At 44.1% G+C, this 18,630-nt stretch carries 17 protein-coding genes; 6 read left to right on the plus strand and 11 right to left on the minus strand.

Annotation, left to right across the window (positions count from 1 at the left end; all coding sequences use genetic code 11):
• The first annotated feature begins 160 nt into the window (after positions 1–160).
• Positions 161–616, plus strand: a complete 456-nt coding sequence (locus ABTV53_RS23095) for a hypothetical protein (protein WP_421891715.1) — start codon at positions 161–163, stop codon at positions 614–616.
• A gap of 9 nt (positions 617–625) precedes the next feature.
• On the opposite strand, the gene ABTV53_RS23100 is transcribed toward ABTV53_RS23095, so the two are convergent.
• Together ABTV53_RS23100 and rarD are read right to left on the minus strand one after the other, a co-directional pair.
• Positions 626–967 carry a hypothetical protein gene (locus ABTV53_RS23100; protein ID WP_433746927.1) on the minus strand — a complete coding sequence of 114 codons (342 nt, stop codon included), beginning with the start codon at positions 965–967 and terminating at the stop codon, positions 626–628.
• Between the two features lie 186 nt (positions 968–1,153).
• Entirely contained in the window at positions 1,154–2,032 is an 879-nt protein-coding gene (gene rarD, locus ABTV53_RS23105) for an EamA family transporter RarD (RefSeq protein ID WP_433746930.1), read from the minus strand.
• Positions 2,033–2,228: 196 nt separating this feature from the next.
• Between rarD and ABTV53_RS23110 the strand changes: the two genes are divergently transcribed.
• Positions 2,229–3,098, plus strand: a complete 870-nt coding sequence (locus ABTV53_RS23110; RefSeq protein WP_433746933.1) for a helix-turn-helix transcriptional regulator — start codon at positions 2,229–2,231, stop codon at positions 3,096–3,098.
• 68 nt (positions 3,099–3,166) lie between these two features.
• On the opposite strand, the gene ABTV53_RS23115 is transcribed toward ABTV53_RS23110, so the two are convergent.
• From ABTV53_RS23115 to ABTV53_RS23140, 6 genes are all read right to left on the minus strand, one after another.
• A complete protein-coding gene (locus ABTV53_RS23115; RefSeq protein WP_433746936.1) occupies positions 3,167–3,838 on the minus strand; it encodes a hypothetical protein in 672 nt (223 codons plus the stop codon).
• A gap of 500 nt (positions 3,839–4,338) precedes the next feature.
• A complete protein-coding gene (locus ABTV53_RS23120; protein ID WP_433746939.1) occupies positions 4,339–5,496 on the minus strand; it encodes a hypothetical protein in 1,158 nt (385 codons plus the stop codon).
• Positions 5,497–5,573: 77 nt separating this feature from the next.
• A complete protein-coding gene (locus ABTV53_RS23125; protein ID WP_433746942.1) occupies positions 5,574–6,056 on the minus strand; it encodes an HIT family protein in 483 nt (160 codons plus the stop codon).
• 145 nt (positions 6,057–6,201) lie between these two features.
• Positions 6,202–6,843 carry an NAD(P)-dependent oxidoreductase gene (locus ABTV53_RS23130; RefSeq protein WP_433746944.1) on the minus strand — a complete coding sequence of 214 codons (642 nt, stop codon included), beginning with the start codon at positions 6,841–6,843 and terminating at the stop codon, positions 6,202–6,204.
• 241 nt (positions 6,844–7,084) lie between these two features.
• A complete protein-coding gene (locus tag ABTV53_RS23135) occupies positions 7,085–10,987 on the minus strand; it encodes a carbohydrate binding domain-containing protein (protein WP_433746947.1) in 3,903 nt (1,300 codons plus the stop codon).
• 525 nt (positions 10,988–11,512) lie between these two features.
• On the minus strand, positions 11,513–11,869 hold the full coding sequence (locus ABTV53_RS23140) for a HesB/IscA family protein (protein ID WP_253440679.1): 357 nt from the start codon (positions 11,867–11,869) through the stop codon (positions 11,513–11,515).
• Positions 11,870–12,543: 674 nt separating this feature from the next.
• Between ABTV53_RS23140 and mqnE the strand changes: the two genes are divergently transcribed.
• Both mqnE and ABTV53_RS23150 read left to right on the plus strand, forming a co-directional pair.
• Entirely contained in the window at positions 12,544–13,650 is a 1,107-nt protein-coding gene (gene mqnE, locus ABTV53_RS23145; RefSeq protein ID WP_433746950.1) for an aminofutalosine synthase MqnE, read from the plus strand.
• Between the two features lie 244 nt (positions 13,651–13,894).
• The gene (locus ABTV53_RS23150; RefSeq protein WP_433746953.1) at positions 13,895–14,956 is read left to right on the plus strand and encodes an NAD(P)/FAD-dependent oxidoreductase; all 1,062 of its coding nucleotides are present in this window, start codon (positions 13,895–13,897) and stop codon (positions 14,954–14,956) included.
• Here the strand turns inward: ABTV53_RS23150 and ABTV53_RS23155 are convergent.
• The gene (locus tag ABTV53_RS23155; RefSeq protein ID WP_036605750.1) at positions 14,953–15,207 is read right to left on the minus strand and encodes a YuzB family protein; all 255 of its coding nucleotides are present in this window, start codon (positions 15,205–15,207) and stop codon (positions 14,953–14,955) included. The genes ABTV53_RS23150 and ABTV53_RS23155 overlap by 4 nt on opposite strands.
• A gap of 80 nt (positions 15,208–15,287) precedes the next feature.
• On the opposite strand from ABTV53_RS23155, the gene ABTV53_RS23160 reads away from it, so the two are divergent.
• Positions 15,288–15,533 carry a NifU family protein gene (locus tag ABTV53_RS23160; protein ID WP_062837977.1) on the plus strand — a complete coding sequence of 82 codons (246 nt, stop codon included), beginning with the start codon at positions 15,288–15,290 and terminating at the stop codon, positions 15,531–15,533.
• Between the two features lie 153 nt (positions 15,534–15,686).
• Here the strand turns inward: ABTV53_RS23160 and ABTV53_RS23165 are convergent, their stop codons facing one another.
• Positions 15,687–16,466 (minus strand): SDR family oxidoreductase, encoded by a 780-nt coding sequence (locus ABTV53_RS23165; RefSeq protein WP_433746957.1) that lies wholly within the window; start codon positions 16,464–16,466, stop codon positions 15,687–15,689.
• Between the two features lie 173 nt (positions 16,467–16,639).
• On the opposite strand from ABTV53_RS23165, the gene ABTV53_RS23170 reads away from it, so the two are divergent.
• The gene (locus tag ABTV53_RS23170) at positions 16,640–17,632 is read left to right on the plus strand and encodes a DUF2167 domain-containing protein (RefSeq protein ID WP_433746960.1); all 993 of its coding nucleotides are present in this window, start codon (positions 16,640–16,642) and stop codon (positions 17,630–17,632) included.
• A gap of 128 nt (positions 17,633–17,760) precedes the next feature.
• Here the strand turns inward: ABTV53_RS23170 and ABTV53_RS23175 are convergent, their stop codons facing one another.
• A complete protein-coding gene (locus ABTV53_RS23175; protein ID WP_433746963.1) occupies positions 17,761–18,600 on the minus strand; it encodes a MetQ/NlpA family ABC transporter substrate-binding protein in 840 nt (279 codons plus the stop codon).
• Positions 18,601–18,630 lie beyond the last annotated feature (30 nt).

Here is an 18,630-nt window from a genome sequence, read left to right on the forward strand (position 1 = left end):
GTTCCGGGATCGGGTCGGGCACTTCTATAGCGTGTCGCGATCAATCGAGGAGTGGCACCACTCGGGCTGGAGACTGATGTTCTTTGGCTTAGATATGAATATAATAAGTTTATTGAGATAACACGTAGAATCAACTTCTTATTGGAGCGGAGGCATAAGGATGAGTTTTTTAAAAGGGATGGGTCAATTGGCTGGGGAAGTTACCGGGAAAGTATTGGGCGGCAGTGTGAGGGTGGTCGGTGAACTTGCGGGAAGCACCTATATCAAAGAAATCGGGAACGGTGTAGAGAAAGCTACGATCAGTACAGGCAAAACCGTTGGACAACTGGCTAGTGGGACATATGATCTGGCCAGTGGTGCCATTCGAAAAGATGATACCGCCATAGACGCAGGGCTTGCCGATATTGGAGGTGCCGTAACCACTACTGCAAAAGGTGTGGCGATATCAGCCAAGTATGTATATAACAGCGGTAAAGATGTTGTTGTGGGCTTGAAAGAGGAAGATAAAGACAGAGTCAAGCTTGGTGCCAAGAATCTTTTAGCTGCTGCTGCAGTAACAACACTCGCTGTCGGTGTCATTGACGCAGTTGATGGGCCTGAAGGTATGGATACGTAGGAATCCGGATTAGATTACCAATAACACGATAACTGAAGAAACACAGCCTAGCAGGGCAACAAAAATATGGAGACAACTAAATGAGATTTTTTCAAGAAGAATTCGTTGTTTCTTCTGAATAAAGCACGAGTAGATAAGCACCGCAACCACAACAGGCAGATATAAATGAAGATCAGGACCATCCGTACTCGGCAATAGTTTATTAATAAATCCACCCATCGTCTCGTTGATAAGCATAACTCCATATATAACACCAATGATCGCTGAAACAGAAAACTGAAATAATGTCTGAACTACATCATTCTTTGTAAAGAACAAACCACGTTTACGGTACAGCTCATTGACCAACATATATCTGTTGCCTCCTCTTTTTTTCGATTACTCTTTTTGGTTAACATTCCTGTATTTTACCATAAATTTGATCTAGCTACTTTTTAGTTTTTTGTCGAGTTATCGTTCCCGCTCAAACAAAGAATAGCCCTGTCCACCTGATTGGCAGACAGGGCAACCTATGATGATACCAGAATACCTCTACGTTCAGCTGACCTTAGCAAGTCTCGTAGCGCGCATCGATGCAGCAGCGTATACGATGAGCGCTGTCCAGATGAGCGCGAAACCAACGAGCAGAACTGGCGAGACGGTTTCCTTGAACACAAACACACTCAATATCAGCATGATTGTTGGCCCAATATACTGCACGAAGCTTAGTGTGGACAACGACATTCGAGCAGCCGCCCTTGCAAAGAACAACAGCGGCAGCGCCGTCACCACACCGGAAAGAATCAATTCGAAGAACATCGGCGCAGGCAATGTCCATGCTGTTGCTTTTCCTACAACGGCCAAGTAGATCCAGTAGCCAAGTGCGACGGGCAGAACTACAGCTGTCTCTGAAAATAAGCCCACAGAAGCGTCTTGCTTAATCTTCTTCTTCGCTAGACCATACAAGCCAAATGACACGGCCAGCGAGATCGCGACCCATGGGAAACGCCCGTAGTCGATGGCAATGATAAGCACCGCGACACCAGCGATGGCAATCGCGAGCCATTGTCCGCGGTTTGGCTTTTCATGAAGGAAGACAACTGCCAGTAACACGTTCAGCAAAGGGTTCAAATAATAACCCAGACTTGTCTCAACGACATGACCGTTGTTAACTGCCCAGATGAAGATAAGCCAATTGATAGCAATTAGCAGCCCACTCGCGGTAAGGGACAGCAGGGTCGAACGACTGGTCAGAATACGCTTCATGTCCCTCCAACGACGTTGGACGGCAACGAAAATCCCCATAAAGACAAATGACCAGACAACCCGGTGCGATAAAATCTCGCCTGCCGGTACATGTTCAAACAACTTCCAATACAGTGGGAGAACCCCCCACATGATATACGCAATGATTGCGTTGATTAGTCCACTATTCATAACGATTTCCCCTCTTCAATGCTCTGATACTCAAGGGATTATACGCCTCTATCTACGCTTAAGTAAAGAGATTAATAGGCAGGCCAGTTGCTATGCTCCCGTTCAACTGACATTTTCTTTGGACTAAAGTTTACCCAGTTCTAGACAAATAAGAGCTTCAACACTAAAATTAGAAAGTGAGATGAAGGGAGTTAGTATGAACCATCATAGGATAATAGAACAAGTATTAATTCATATCGAGGAGAATTTAGAACAGCCTCTAACTGTGTCATCCGTTGCTCTTACTTTCAATATGTCTAAATACTATTTTCATAGGCTCTTTTCAGCCATGATGGGCTGTTCGTTAAATCAGTACATCCTATCTAGAAGATTGAATGCCACCCTATCACTCATTTATGACAACAACATGTCTCTAACCAATATTGCTTATCAATTAGCCTTTGGTACGCAAGCCTCATTCACCCGGGCATTCAAACAACATTACGGTGTAGCTCCAAGTTCACTAAGAGCAGGCTTAAAAAAAATCTCTCCGACTCAAATACCTGCTGTGATTAAAAGACCATTTAAAAATATCAATGGTGATATCATCACGGATTTCACACTGACAGAGTTCAAAGAAACCCGAATAAGCGGGATTGCCTTTGAAGTAGACCTAGCCACTGATGATTACAAGAAGAAGATTCACTCCCATTCAAAAATGATGTTGAACCATATTGATGAAAGCATACATGGTTCTTGTTTTGTCATTTATTCAAACTGTCAACCAAATTCAACCCGATTCAAAGTCCTGTTCGGAATCCCACACGACATTCAAATTGATAAACCCTTTTATTTCACGGTTGATGTACCATCTATTTTTTGCGCGAGGTTCAACTATTTTGGTGACCTGCTTGATATTGGAGAAGTGCTTAAATCAGACTATGCCAGATTCTTAAAGATTTCCAAGCAAGAGGCTGATCAATCGGATATTGAACTTATCCAGGTTTTTAATGACGTCCACAACCTGGACTCCACTTACCATATCTACGCACCAATCAAGAAACTCCCTGACGATCTGGAAATCTGATGGTATCGAGGAAGCAAACCGTCAGAGGACTATTCATTACATCCATATAAATCAGCCCGAAGGCATCTCTAGTTCGATGCTAACTTACGTTTCGACCAAATAACATACCCCATCCATATAAGTGCAATTCCCATAGGTATCGCCAACCCCCGATCAAGTGGATGGGGGATGATTGCAGCAGTAATGGTGACTACAGCAGCGAAGGCCAACAGAATTCCTGCTAGGCGAGACAAGACTTTGGCACGTATTGTAGCGATGGCTAGCAGTAGACCTCCTAGCATATACATTACTCCCGCGAGCGGTGCTAATATTGGGAAGATCCCGAGATTAACCTCACTAACTGTTCCTCCAAAGAGCCCAACCATTCCTTCCACAAACTTTTCAGCATCACTTGTTAACAACGGCAAAACGAATGCTTCGATGAAACTAAAAATGAATGAGATTAACCAGAACAGATTGAACAAAAGGAAACCGACCAGGCCAAGCCACCCCGCTTCTTTCGCTTGGCTTACATAAAATCCAGTAATTCCGATCAGGTTAAAGAGCGACATAGCCATAGTCAGGGATGCAACCACTACCCAAGAGTTTGTATTTACAGAAGAGATATGATCTGTCGGGTGGATAAACTGAATAACGATATATAGAATCCCTGCTATTATTGCCATAAATCCTGACCACCGGTTGAGATCATGTACTGTTATTATTGATTGACTAACCTTTTTATCGCGCACTATATTCACAAATGATTCCTCCACTTCTAGGTTATATAAAATGATTCAGTCTTTTCTCAACATCACACGTTTTTGACTCCAAACCTCCATATGTTCTAAACCTTTTTGTTACAGCCCCTTCCTTATTATGGTTTCGCTTATCGAGTATAACTTAACAAATTAGGCCTGCTCCTACTTTTCAGATCTTGCTGTAATTTGGGTTGCCATGGAACTTCCCTCAACGAAAAAGGTCGCTTTGCCCCCAATCTATCATCGTTTTCTACCGAATAATGATGCCAAAGTTCACTTAAAATCATAGTAAAACCTCCTATTAGAGCAATTAATTCTAGGTTTGCTTCTAATAAGAGGTTATAAACTTGGTTTATTCTCAACTGTAATCTTCAATCAATGAGATTTTGATAAACTAAAAAGCCGCTTACGCGGCTCCCGGGCCATAGATGACATTAAATCGCTCCGACATATGATCAGGTCAGTAGCATTGCCGTAATCTTTAGTCACAAGGATTTAATTTAATTCCCAATATTTTTATAGACTGATTCCTCTCTATTATTCTTCCATTCTTTCTTTATCTTACCGATCCAACCAAATAATTTGAATAGATAAACTACAACAAGTACGATCATGAAAATAATAGTTGAGTACATTCCTACAGCTGATTGAAAGTCAGGATGAGTTGCAGGTGAGATCATGGTACCTACCCAGATTCCTATTCCGAGAATTAACATATCTTTGATTGGATCATGCCACCTAACTTGGTGCTTATAGATGTAGATAGCGAATACAGCCATAACAGTGAACAGTACTGCAAAAATCTCATCCGAATCTTCACTAAATAAACCTTCTTCAATGTCCCATGAAGGAAAGTAGAAGTAAATCATGATCACTTGCAGGAAACCTAAAGTTACAGTCAAATAGAATCCCTTTTTTCGTCTTGCTTTTGATTTTTGTGCCAAAGTCTTTTTCTGCTCATCGGTATAAAAAATATTGTCGATATCCTCGGCTTCAGATCCTGGTGTGAATAAAAGTGAACCCTCATACGAATTCTTGGGCACTGCTTTTATTCCTTCAGGATTGTTAGGTGTTGCTTTTAAAGCCAGGTCAGTATGGAGTATCTTCACATTATTAGACTGAAGTACGTCAATCCAGGCATCAATTATCGCAAGATCCGAGTGGGTAAAAGAAAGGACTTCGAGTTGTCCGTCCGCATTCTTACCATAGAACATAAATTTTGCCGTCCTATAAGGTACGAGTTTAGTAGTTATCGTACCTGCTCGAACCTTTTGTCTAGGGATGAGTTGATAATCCATCCCAATTAATACATACTCCATTCGTTCATAAGTTAGAAAAATTTCTCTTTCTTCATTTTTCTTTTTATCTTTAAAATACGTATAATATCCAGTCTGTCTTAATTCTATTTTGAAAATATAATCAAGATATTTTTGAAGGTTTTTAAAACAAAACCAGCCTAGCCAGCTAAACAAAATGCCTATTCCAAAAATCGTAATCGCGACACCAGTTTCATTGTTCATCATCCCTAACACCGCTACGACGATTAACCCGAGTCCAATGATAGAAAAAATTGAAATCAGACCTGTATGAAAACCAATTGCCCATTTTGGGAGTTGATTTGTAAACTTTCGGTTATCCTTTGTTTGCATTTCTAGCATATTGGTACCTCTTTTCTATCCGTTAACCATTGATCAATGCACTCTAGATTTATCGTTTCTTGTTCTCCCCCTAGACCTTAAATATTTTCCTTTATCCAAGAACGCAACTTATCAGCATAAAGAGCACGTTCATCTGGATCGGAAGGAAAACCCTTGGATAGATAAAGTTGATCATTCACATATCTAGGGTAAACATGAAGATGATAATGCCACACGTCTTGATTGCCAGCAGGCTCATTGTGTTGCCTCGTCGAAATCCCATCACATCCATATGTACTTTTCATCGCAAATGCTGTAAGCTGAGCCGCACGGTGAATTTCCGCAGCGTAATCCGCAGGGAGTTCAAAGATGTTCTCGTAATGCTGATTAGGGACTACCAGAACATGTCCTTTATTGTTAGGCCACCATTTGCCCGCTATAAATGCCGTTACCTTTTCATTCTGATAGATGATATCCCTTTGTTTTGTTCCCTGATTAGGTCGCTCGATACCCCATATACAACAAAATGGACATTCGTATCCTTCGGGCTTATGTGAAAATGATACTGTCATCTTTATCATTCAACCCCTCTCATATTTTCCCAACAAGCTATTAGACGCAGGTAACTTATGTTCGTTGCGTTATCCTAACACAAAAAGAACGGACGTTGATCTGTCGTGATCAGCGTCCGTTTTGTAAGGTTCATTATACGTTATACGAGATGAATTATTTCACTTCGCCAACAACGGTAAAGCGTTTGTTTTGGTGTTGTGGATTCTCGATCTCATCAACCAAAGCAATCGCATAGTCAGCATAGCTGATGTAACTGTTGCCTTCGCTATTCACGAGAATAACGTCGTTACCTGCTTGATATTTGCCTGTGCGTACACCTTCTGGATTAAAGAATCCAGCCGGGCTCAGGAATATCCATTGGATACCTGAGGATGCTTGCAGATCCTGCAAGTTCTGACCTTGGTTCGTTGCAGTTGCTTTGTAAGCATCAGGGAATCCTGGGGATTCAAAGACACGCAATGTTTTGGACTCGTCCGTGAACAGGCTTCCTGCTCCACCCACCACGATCAGACGAGTGTTTGGTGCATCTTTCAGGATGTTGATCAACGCTTGTCCTACTTCCACATGCAGGTTTTCTTTACCCGCTGGAGCACCAAATGCATTTACAACCACATCAAACGCTTTAAGATCTTCAGCTGTAAGATCGAATACATCTTTCTCCAGCGTATTGAGGCTTTTATCTTCCAATTTGGATGCATTACGAACGATTGCCGTCACTTTATGCCCTCTGTCTGCTGCTTCTTTCAAAATCACACTTCCTGCTTTGCCTGTTGCACCAATGATTGCAATGTTCATCGTAATCTCTCCTTTAAATTATCAATATTGTTTATGTTTGAACTTTATGTTGTAACTATAATTATTACAACTTAGTTTGTCAACTAGTACTTGCCATCTCTCTTTACCTCTCCGAAAAAGATTGTGTATTGGGGATGGATTTTATTCTGACTACGTTGCTCATCCCATCTATAAATAAGTAAAGCCCTGTTCACTTATTAGCTGAACAAGGCTCATTAATGAAGATTGCATTCTGGATACTTTATGCGCTCAGGCGCCCCCAACTCAACAGTGACGCATTCTTAAATTGAGTGGAATGAAATGCTGTCGGACTCTCGATGACGTCTGTACTGGTTACATTTCCTGGTGCTCCAGAAGTTATAACACCTGCATTGTATGTGCTTACCCCGAGAGGAAAGAGATAGTTCCTTCCCGCATTATTATCCCATGTGCCGCTACCGTTGTTAAATACCGCTTCCAGTCCCGTAGCAGTTCCTAGATCAATGGTAATTTTGTTATATCCGGTGAGCTCGGATGCTGGAATGGCAACTCCTGGTGGAGTCGTCCATGTGCCGCCTGTCGGACGGTAATGAATATTAGGTTGAGCATAACCCTGCTTGTAGTAGATGGTTACACTATTGCTTATCGGTGCAGCATCGGTTGTTACACTTAGTTCGGCACTTGCAGCCGATCTGTTTTGTGCCGCATCATAGGCAGTGAGTTTATAAACATAGCTCGTTGATGCCTTTAAGCCGTTATCCGTAAATGCAGGCGCAGTACTCGTTCCGATTTTAACACCGTCACGATATATTTCGTATCCGACCACGCCTACACTATCTGTCGATGGAGTCCAAGCTAGCTCTACACGATCAGCCGCTTTGGAGGTAACTGTCAGATCTGTTGGCACACTTGGTGGAGTTACATCCACTTGAGGTTCTCCTGGAGTGATGACTCCTGCAATGTAGGTACTCACCCCTAACGGAAACTGATAATTCTTGCCCCCATTGTTATCCCACGTACCACTACCATTGTTGAATACAGCTTCCACCCCCGTCGCTGTACCCACGTTGATTGTCATCTTAGTATACCCTGGCATCTCGGCTGCTGGCATCTTCACACCGGGAGATGTCGTCCATGTACCACCCGTCGGACGATAATGAATATATGGTGTGGTATATCCTTGTTTGTAATAGATCGTTACGATATTACCCTCTTTTGTTTTCACTTTAAGAGGTTCGCTGGCTGGTGAGACATTGCCTGCCGCGTCTACCGCCTTGATCGTATAAACATAATTCGTTACCGGTGTAAGGGATTCATCTGTGTACGTCAGTTTTGTGGATTCTCCCACTTTTCTGCCATCCCGATAGATCTCATATCTTGCTACACCGTAATTATCCTGACTGGCCGACCATCCGAGTGTCACGGAGGATGAAGTTGAATTTTGTACAACTACATTTGCCGGTGCTACTGGTGGTTCGTTATCTGCCGCCAAAGTTTGCACTTGTACGGGCGAACTGGCGGTGGAGACGTTATTCGCCTTATCTCTGGCCTTGATACTGTAAGCATAGGTTTTCTCAGGCTCAAGTCCCGTATCGGTGTATCCTGTCGTCTGGGAACTCCCCACTTTGGTTCCATCACGATAAATGTCATAACCTTCTAAACCCACATTATCTGTAGATGCAGTCCATTGCAGCGTGACACTGCGATCCGCCACACGTACAGCATTGACATCTGTTGGTGCCGACGGCGGTGTCCGATCAACCACCAGGAACGGATGTGTGCCCTGGATCGTTCCATTCGCATCCTCCACAATTTTGCCCGATGTGTCTTTTTTATATTTCCCCATACCCACATATACCGTCTGTATCTCACTGCGCGTAACATTGCCATTCGCATCGACAGCTTCAATATAATAATCCACCAGTTGATCTTGGAAATCGTTGAAATACGTGTAATACATATCCCCGATCTCCTGAGCAGGTACACGCTTGAACATATCTGTGCTGCTTGGCTGCCAGGCCACACCGTTCATATCGGATTTAAGATCACGTTTCGTCATCGGATATTCTTGCCAGCTGCTAACTTTCGTCGGATCGATGTTGGATACCCCTTTGGCCTTGAGCGCAGCAGGATCGTACACACGGAAGGTGTTGTCCTTGGCATCTGCCAGCTTATCCCGATGTGTCCGTACCTTCACCTTAATATCATTCACACCGTTAACATCATAAGCATAGGTATAAATGCCGAACGTATTGTCAAAATAATGAAGTGTCCATCCTTCCGCCTTGCTGACATTGGCGCTTCCAGGATTATATGGATAACGCTGCGGCCACCACATTGATGGTCCGGTACGGTCCTTCGCGAGCTGACTACTTACATAGGGCTTGGAAAAGAAAAGCGACTGATTGAAAGATAACGTCGGCTTCACCCCATCATCCACATTTTCATCATAATAACCAAACCCGGAATCCAGTGCAGGCAGGAGGAAATACCAACTTAACTCTGCCGGGTTCGCACCTCCCTTATAATTATTAGCAGGGTCTCCTTTTACCGGGTAAGCCATCATCCAAGGATTAAGCTGATTGCCCTCATAAGTGATCTCACGATCTAGTGCCGTCGTTGGCTTCCAATGGTTCGGATTGCTGTCCAGCCAAATCTGTTCAGCTGTCTTGGCATAATTCAGTGCAGCTTGCTCAAGCGCAAAATTACGTTCCAGATAATGATACCCATACTCAAACGACACGGTCATCCCTTCCTGTACACCATCCAGGTTTTTCTTCGGCTCCAGATTAAGGCCTGTAGCCTTGTTAAACGCTTCAAACTGCCCCTTCCAGATTCCAAATGGAAGACGCCAGTGATACCACGTCGGATCTGATGAGGAGTCCCGCGTATCGATCCACGAACCGTCTTGAACATGCACTACATCGTCGGCTTTTGGTGTGTTAGTCCGCAAGTATTCATTAATACTCTCTCCCTTCACACCCGGCTGAGCATAAGTCACATTTCCTGCATTGCGCCAAGTATCCTCTGATCCTGCACGTCCTGAAGAATTATCCCCATCATGGGCAATCACGAAGAACTGCTTCTGATCAACCATTCCTTCAAAAGGCTTCAGTGCATCTGCCTTGACTGAACCCTGATATCCTTCTTCCCACGACTCTGCCTGGGCCACTGGGATACCAACAATCTTTTTCTCCGCACCGGTTTCAGGATTCACATGACGCACCCAATGGGGCGTAGAAGCAAATGGATATTTATTATGAACCACCTGTTTCTCATTGAACATGGGAGAAGATACCCACGAACCCACATTGCTCGTATTCTGCAAATCCGCTCGGTTTGGCGGTGACACCATAGTATCTTTGCCCGGATCGTTCAGTAGCGGATAATCCTGGAGAGTTCGCGAAAAATGATTATTGCCAATTACGGACCACTCAATGCCGAGTTGATCCAAGACCGGGATAATCCGTTCCGAGAAACCCAGCTCGGTGGGAAAAAAACCTTTAGACGATTTAAAGCTGTCTCCCAGAAAAAAAGGTTGTGCCAGCACAGCATTCTGGTAGATCAAATCCTTTAACAGATATTCGTTGCCAGCCAATGGCCCCATGGAATGGTGTCCAGAGAAGTGAATGAGATCCATCGTCTGTTCTCCATTCGTTGTTTTGAGGTTATTGTATGCATTCTTCCATGGCGCACCCCAATCTTTATTGTTGTAACCGTTTACATTATTGGTATACATAAAACTGTTCACATTGTTCAGTACCGACCCTGACATGGTCACCTGCATCCCTGCAGCAGGGTGATTGTTCCTCAGGTCACCAGCAATTTGCCATGGCCAGTTCAGATAAGCACCTGTCTTTGCATGGTGACTATAATACGCCACGAGATCATCATGTGGCATAGGCGCTCCCCCGGGTAAAAAGTATGGATAACCTTCCGGAGGGTTATTTTTCAGATCAATCACTTGCCCATCATATGTGTACCGGATTGGAGACCCTACAGGTGCAGAAGCATACTTGGATGTGTCGTAGTATGCCCAAAAATTAGGCATATGGTTATGATACACATGAGAAGCCGAAATTTCGGCATAAGCCGCTGTATTTTGGGTAGAAATAATAATCGATAATACCAACATTAATGCGCCGAGCTTGCGCTTAAGATTCATGTTCTTCCTCCCTTATTTGCTCCCTTATGGGAAACAAGAATTCTCGTTATTTGTCTAGGCTCTCTAACCTTTTTAACGTTTTAGCATGGCGTGACTCAAGACACTTTTTAAAATCTCTAAAACTCCCCCCCCCTTTCCTCTAATCTTGCCTCCATGTTGTTTCGTGTTCTTCTGTACTTTTTCAATTGATGTTCCCTTTGGCTCTTGTTGGATGTCATAACTCCATCCTTGTACAAACGTTTGCACAAAAGGGGATATCCTAGACGTTTTTCTAGAACATTTAACCTGTAAAACCGCTTGTTTAACAGGGATACCGCGCTCACAATTTGCAAACGTTTGCACAAATAATATACTTTCCCTTGGAACAAAATGTCAATACTGAAGAAACGTAATTTTATACCTTATATATCTCTTGGAAACGTTAAATTAGAGAACTCAGCTACCCCTGCCATGAAGTCAAAAAAAACACAATCCCAAGCGAATGTTCTTCGCTGGAACTGTGCCTTATCATTGCAACCACTTATATTAACAATCCTTATCAGGCACACCCGCATCTTCCTTCGTACGGAAAGAAGATCCACAACCACACGTAGCTACCGCGTTTGGATTATGGATGGTGAACCCACCCGACATACCGGACTCTTCAAAATCAATCTCAAGTCCATTCAGATATTTCAGGTTTTCCTTCTCAACTACAACCTTCATGTTCTGAATATCCATATACAGGTCCTCATCGGACTCTTTATCGTCAAAGCCCATGGCGTACGAAAATCCGGTGCAACCGCCCGGTGCTACGCCAAGACGCAGGAACATACCAGGTGTCTCTTGCTGTGCAAGCATCTCTTTCAATCTGTCAGCAGCCGTTTCGCTGATGTTAATCATGCCAGGTCACTCTCCTTTTTCATATAAAATCATGTTCAAAAAGGGCTCTTTTCAGTACCAAGAAGATGGGATGAAGATAGAAATGGAGTAGCGGAGCGTAGGCAAAACTACGTGAGCAACTACAATGTTTCCAAAGGAAACATACTTCGTAAGCCTCCCGCTTATTTCGACTGAATCCCATATTCGACGCTGAGATGCCGCTAGGCATCCTTCGTAATCAAAAGCGTACTTTTTGAACAACCTTTCATTAACTCTTCTTTAAATTATACTCCACCCCGTCAAGGGTCTCAAGTCATGTTTGCCTCTTTCCGCGTTCCCCTTGTACTCCTTTTTCTTCCCAGTGTATTGAACCCCCGCGACACGAGGTTTATAATGAATAGGTGGTCGCACTGAAATGTCGATATTTTGTCATGACTTATTCAGACGATGGTCATAATTGGAGTTGTAATTTTTTTCACATTTCGAGACTGCAACGCAGTCCCCAATGCATATATGAGTCAACCGACTCCATTTTTTGAAAAAATCTAGCTTTCATATGCAGCACACGCTGCACCGGGTAAATAAGAGGAGTTAGTCCAACTAAGAAGGCGGCAGTTGACCGCATCTTTTGTATGTAGTTCTGTATGCAGATCCTACACACAACTCAAATCCGGTTAAGAACAGGAGGAAACAGTATGTCTACATTGGTAACACCGTTCACAGACAAAAGAATGGCTGAGATCGTTGAGAAAGTGCAGAACGGCGTAAGGCTGAGCGTAGAAGACGGCGTATATCTGTATGAAACAGATGATCTGCTGACTTTGGGCCAGCTGGCCAATGAGGCCAACCTGCGGAAGAATGGTAAGAAAGTATATTTCATCGAGAATATGAGTCTTTATTTTACAAACGTATGCGAAGCCCGCTGCGCTTTTTGTAATTTCCGCAAAGACCAGGGTGAAGAAGGCTCTTATACATTATCCGGTCAGGAAATGATCGATTATGTGGAACAGCATATTCATCCAGGCGTACGTGAGTTCCATATCGTAGGCGGACATAACAACCATGTACCTTTTCAATATTATGTCGATTCCCTGCATGCTTTAAACGAGAAATATCCGGATGTTACGCTGAAAGCTTACACGGCAGCCGAGATTGATTTCTTCACCCGGATTAGCGGACTCAGCATCAGAGAAGTTCTGCAAGAGCTGCAAAAAGCAGGTCTGAAAACATTGACTGGTGGCGGGGCTGAGATTCTGTCAGACGAATATCGCAAAAAAATGCGTGTAGACAAAGCCAACGTGGACCGTTATCTTGAGGTGCACCGCACAGCTCATGAGCTCGGCATGCGTACACATACTACGATGTTGTATGGATCGATCGAATCCTATGAGGATCGCGTTAACCATATGGTGCAGATTCGTGAACTGCAAGACGAGACCAACGGATTCATGGTCTTTATCCCGCTTTCCATGCAGCCAAAAAGTAAAAACGCGAGCATTATGCGTCGTAACTCGGCTTATGAGGATCTCAAAACAATTGCGATCAGCCGTCTGATGCTGGATAACATCGATCATATCAAAGCATACTTCATTAACATCGGTCCTCAGCTGGCTCAAGTTGCCCTTGGATTCGGTGCTTCAGATGCACACGGTACGATCGTTCGTGAACGGATTAGCCATGCGGCAGGTGCACTCACACCTGAAGGCCTTACACGTAAAGAGCTCATATGGCTTATTAAAGGTGCAGGACGTATTCCGGTAGAACGCGATACGTTCTACAATGAAATTCAAGTGTACGAATAGAATATAAATCCAATACAATTTACGATCAATACGGCACACGCACCACTCCAGAACGCAGCTTTCATGATAGGAAGAAGTTTGAATTCGAGTGGTGCAAACTGCTGAATAATATCTTTATTTTTCAATGTCTACTTTTCAACAAATCAAATCCTAACAAAAGGAGCAGCTATGTTTTTTTATGCATAGCTGCTCCACAGTTTACAGCCCCATTTCAGTGGGACTGATGCAGAAAGGAAGCCGAGTCATGAAAAATTTCGTCATTCTTGGAGGCGGCTATGGCGGCCTCACCATCATCAAGGAACTTCTGGAAGGTAAAATTCCATCCGATACACAAATTATTTTGGTGGACCGCAGCCCCTTTCAGGGATTAAAGACCGAATATTACGCACTCGCAGCAGGAACCGTATCGGATTATGACCTGCGTATCCAATTTCCAGTGAACGATAAAGTCACTTACCGTTATGGAGAAGTTACTTCGATTGACCTGGAACAGCGTCAGATAGAATTTGAAGGCCAAGACCCGCTCGTGTACGACAAGCTTGTCATCGGACTTGGTTGTACAGACCGTTTCCACAATACGCCAGGCGCCGAAGACTACAGCTGTACCATTCAGAGCTTTAGCAAAACACGCGAGACCTACCTGCGCCTTAATGAAGTCAAAGCCTATGGCAATGTGCATATCGTAGGCGGTGGATTAAGTGGTGTCGAGATGGCAGCCGAACTCCGTGAGAGCAGACCGGATCTGAACATCAGCATTCTGGATCGAGGTGAACGTGTATTATCTGCTTTCCCACAACGTCTATCCTTGTATGTGCATGAATGGTTCAACGAACATCAGGTAGAGACACGCGGGCATATCGCCATTTCACGCGTTGAACCTAATGCCATCTACAACCGGGATGAACAGATTCTAACGGATGCTGTCGTATGGACTGCAGGTATTCAGCCAGTCAAAGTGGTACAGGATCTGGACGTGACCAAAGACCCTCAAGGTCGTGTCGTCCTGAATGAATATTACCAAATCCCGGAATATACCGATGTATATGTCGTTGGTGACTGTGCGAGTGTCCCTTATGCACCTAGCGGTCAAGCTGCCGAAGTGCAGGGTGAGCAGATCGCTCATATTCAGCATGCCCTCTGGAAAGGCGAAAAGCCCAATCCACATCCACTCAAGCTTCGTGGCACACTGGGTGCACTCGGCAAGAAGTCTGGGTTTGGGCTGATGGGCAAAACGTCCATGATGGGACGTGTACCTCGTATTTTGAAAAGTGGTGTGCTCTGGATGTCCAAGCGCCATCTCGGTTAGTCGAGATCGAGCTCGTCCCAGACATCGGCTTCGGCAATTTTGGCCAGAATGGCGTTATATAGATCTTCCACTTTGTCCGTGATGACAACTTCACCATTCACCAGTGCAAATGGAGTCATAGAACATTGGCCGCAGTTGGTAAGGCAGCCGTATTCAATCACATCATAGTCTGGATTTTCTTCCAGTTGATCCATGACTTCATCTGTGCCAAAATGCATATTGTTGGCACAAAATTCAATAATCGGTCTCATGTAGGTTCACCTGCTTTGTTTGACCATTTTAATTTATGGCCATTTGTAATATAATATAATAAGGAAAGGAGTTGAAAAATATGAGCGAAAACGCACAAGACACCATGTATGATGAGGTATCTGATGTTCTTGACAAGCTTCGTCCGTTCCTGCAGCGCGATGGCGGTGACGTGGAACTGGTTGACGTGGAAGACGGCATCATTAAGCTGAAACTGGTCGGTGCCTGCGGCAGTTGCCCAAGCTCCACTATTACCTTAAAAGCCGGGATTGAACGCGCCCTTCTTGAAGAAGTTGAGGGTGTACAAGAAGTCGTACAAGTATTCTAATCAATCCTTCACGAAATAAACCTCAAGAGCCTTTCGCTTCGCATGAAGCGGAGGGCTCTTTTTTTGTGAACATATGCAGAGTGTCCATTTCCACTGTCATAATCACTATCACCTTAACCCGACCAGTTTCGACGTACATTCCTCTGTCTCGACTTAAGCATCCTCGCGCTGTATGGTCGGACGAATCGGATCAAGTCCTCCAGATACATCCATAATGTTGCCTGTTATAAAATCGGAATGATCCAGGCACAGATACGTAATGACTCGTGCAATATCTTCACCGCTGCCTGGACGCCCTCTTGGCGTTTCCTCGTCGGTAATGCCTGCCATTTCATCAATCGTTTTCTCTTTATTGGCACCGCGAATATCTCCCGGACATACCATGTTGACCGTAATTCCATAAGGAGCTTCCTCAACGGCGAGTGTCTTTGTAAAAGAAACCAGACCGACCTTGGCAGCCGCATATACGGCGCGATGAGGCCAGGAGCGCGCTTCTCCAGCATGACTGAAGCCAAAATGGATAATGCGGCCCCATTGCTTGCGTCTCATCTCTGGCAATACACGCTGATCCAGTAACATCGGTCCCAACAGATTTCCCTGCACAAGCATCTGGACCTCGGCTTCCGAATAATCCGCAAATAATCGTCGTTCACGGACAAATGGACCCGCGTTATTCACCAAAATATCAATGCTGCCCAGGTTGTCTTCCACCTGTTCAACCAATGAAGAGATATCTTCCACCTTGGATATATCAGCCTGGATAGCAATGCACCGCACACCCTTGGCTGTAATCTGAGCCCTTAAAGCCTCAGCTTCTGTTCTGCTGTGTACATAGTTGAGGGCAATATGACACCCCTGATCTGCCAGACTGAGGGCCGTCATTTTACCAAGACCTTTGGCACTTCCCGTTATGAGGGCAATCTTTCCCTTCACGTTCATCCCCCTCTTCAAAGAGCAGTCACTATCCAGTATAAAAGATTTATCGTCCTCCTACAACTCGCTTATCCACAAGGGATTATCCACCTTTAATTCCAAATATATCTTGATCGAAATCAAACACCTATGGTACTGTCGAGGATATAACCTGAAAGGACCTCTACATGAATATGAAGAACAAAAGATGGATATCATTTCTTACACTTTTAATGGTGAGTTTATTAACAGTCTCTGGTGCTTTGCAGGTTTCAGCCGCAAATGAGTCTGACCAAGATGAGTATGATTGGATTACCGGACCGGCATCCGTAATGCTGGATGGCAAAGCCACCCTGGAAGTCCCTGAAAGCCATTCCTATCTGGATAAAGCCAACACTCAACGCTCGATACTTAACAGCGGGGGCAAACCTAACGGAAATGAAATCGGAAGCCTAACCAGCAATAGCGAATCCGGCTCGTGGTATGTTGTGTTTGAATACGTGAAAACAGGTCATATTCATGATGACGATCAAAATTTGAGTGCCGAAGAACTGTTAAGCAGTTATATCCGAGGCACAGAAGAAGATAACAGAGGGCTTGATCCTGAATATAGAACGTACATAACGGGGTGGGAAATCGAACCGGCATATGACAGTACCAAACATCAGTTGGTCTACTCCCTTGGTTTCAAGAATGCTTACCAGCAAGCCATGGTCAATTACAATGTAAAACTCCTGACACGCGAAGGGTACATCACAGCCATTCTGGTTACAGATACGGCTAACTTTAAACAGAGCCGCCGGGCATTCGAGGAAACTGTCCTTAATCAACTTAACATCAATGCAGGATATACCTATGAGGAGTACAATGCTTCGACTGACAAAACATCCACCATAGGGCTCAACAGTCTTCTGATGGGCGGGATCGGATACACGGCTTCCCAGAAATTCAGTACTCTTCTTTTGCTTAAAAAAGGATGGGCCTTGATCCTGGTTGTCGTTCTCGGTTTGATTGGGTGGATCAGATACAGAATCAAAAGCTCACACGGAGAAGAAGAAAAACTTTCTCCCTCCGAGAGGACGTACCTGCAGGAAGCAGATGAACAGCAGTATGCTGATCAAAATGAATTATCCTATTACCGCCATTCTGGACATCACTCCAACGCTGATAAATCAGAAAAACTATGACTTGGCGTGTGTCAGGTTCATTAAAACAAATTAACGCAAAAGGAGGATGTCCTTTCGTCATATTCATGACTTATAGGACATCCTCTTCTTAATAGCTTCACATCATATCATACATATTGTGTTGTGAATTATTCAGTTGCAGGTTCAACTGCACCTTTGTAACGTTCTTTAATGAATGTTTTCACTTCCTCAGAGTGCAGGGCAGCAGCCAATTTCTGAATAGCATCTGCATCCTTGTTGTCCTCACGGGTAACGAGGATGTTGGCGTATGGGTTACCTTGCAGATCTTCGATCAGCAACGCATCATTTGCCGGATTCAGGTTTGCTTCAAGCGCATAGTTAGCGTTGATGAATACCAGATCCGCTTCATCCAATTGACGAGGCATCATGGCTGCATCCAACTCGATGATATCCAGGTTTTTCGGATTTGCTGTGATATCTTGAATCGTAGATGTGATATTTGTGTTGTCTTTCAGCGTAATGATGCCTTCCTTCGCGAGCAATAACAGTGCACGACCACCATTGGATGGGTCATTTGGAATTGCTACTTTTGCGCCGTCTGCCAATTCATCCAGAGACTTAATCTTTTTGGAGTATCCGCCAAAAGGTTCAACATGAACAGGTGTTACAGCAACGAGGTTGAATCCACGTTCTTTATTCTCTGTGTCCAGATAAGGCTGGTGCTGGAAGAAGTTTGCATCCAATTTTTCGTCAGCGAGTTGCTGGTTGGGTTGAACATAGTCATTAAACGTAACGACTTGCAAACGAATACCTTGTGCTTCGAGTTCAGGCTTGATACTTTCCAGAATCTCTGCATGTGGTGTAGGTGAAGCTCCAATTTTTAATTCAACCGTGCGCGGTGCACCTGCTGAATTGTCTGCGCCGCTATCGGCGTCCTTGTTGTTACCGCAAGCTGCGAGAACTGCAATCAACATAAGGCTAAGTAAAGCAAAAGACCATTTTTTCATGTGTAAAACCCCTTCTCTAATCATTTTTCA

The organism is Paenibacillus amylolyticus (assembly GCF_050990605.1).
GTDB lineage: Bacteria > Bacillota > Bacilli > Paenibacillales > Paenibacillaceae > Paenibacillus > Paenibacillus amylolyticus_H.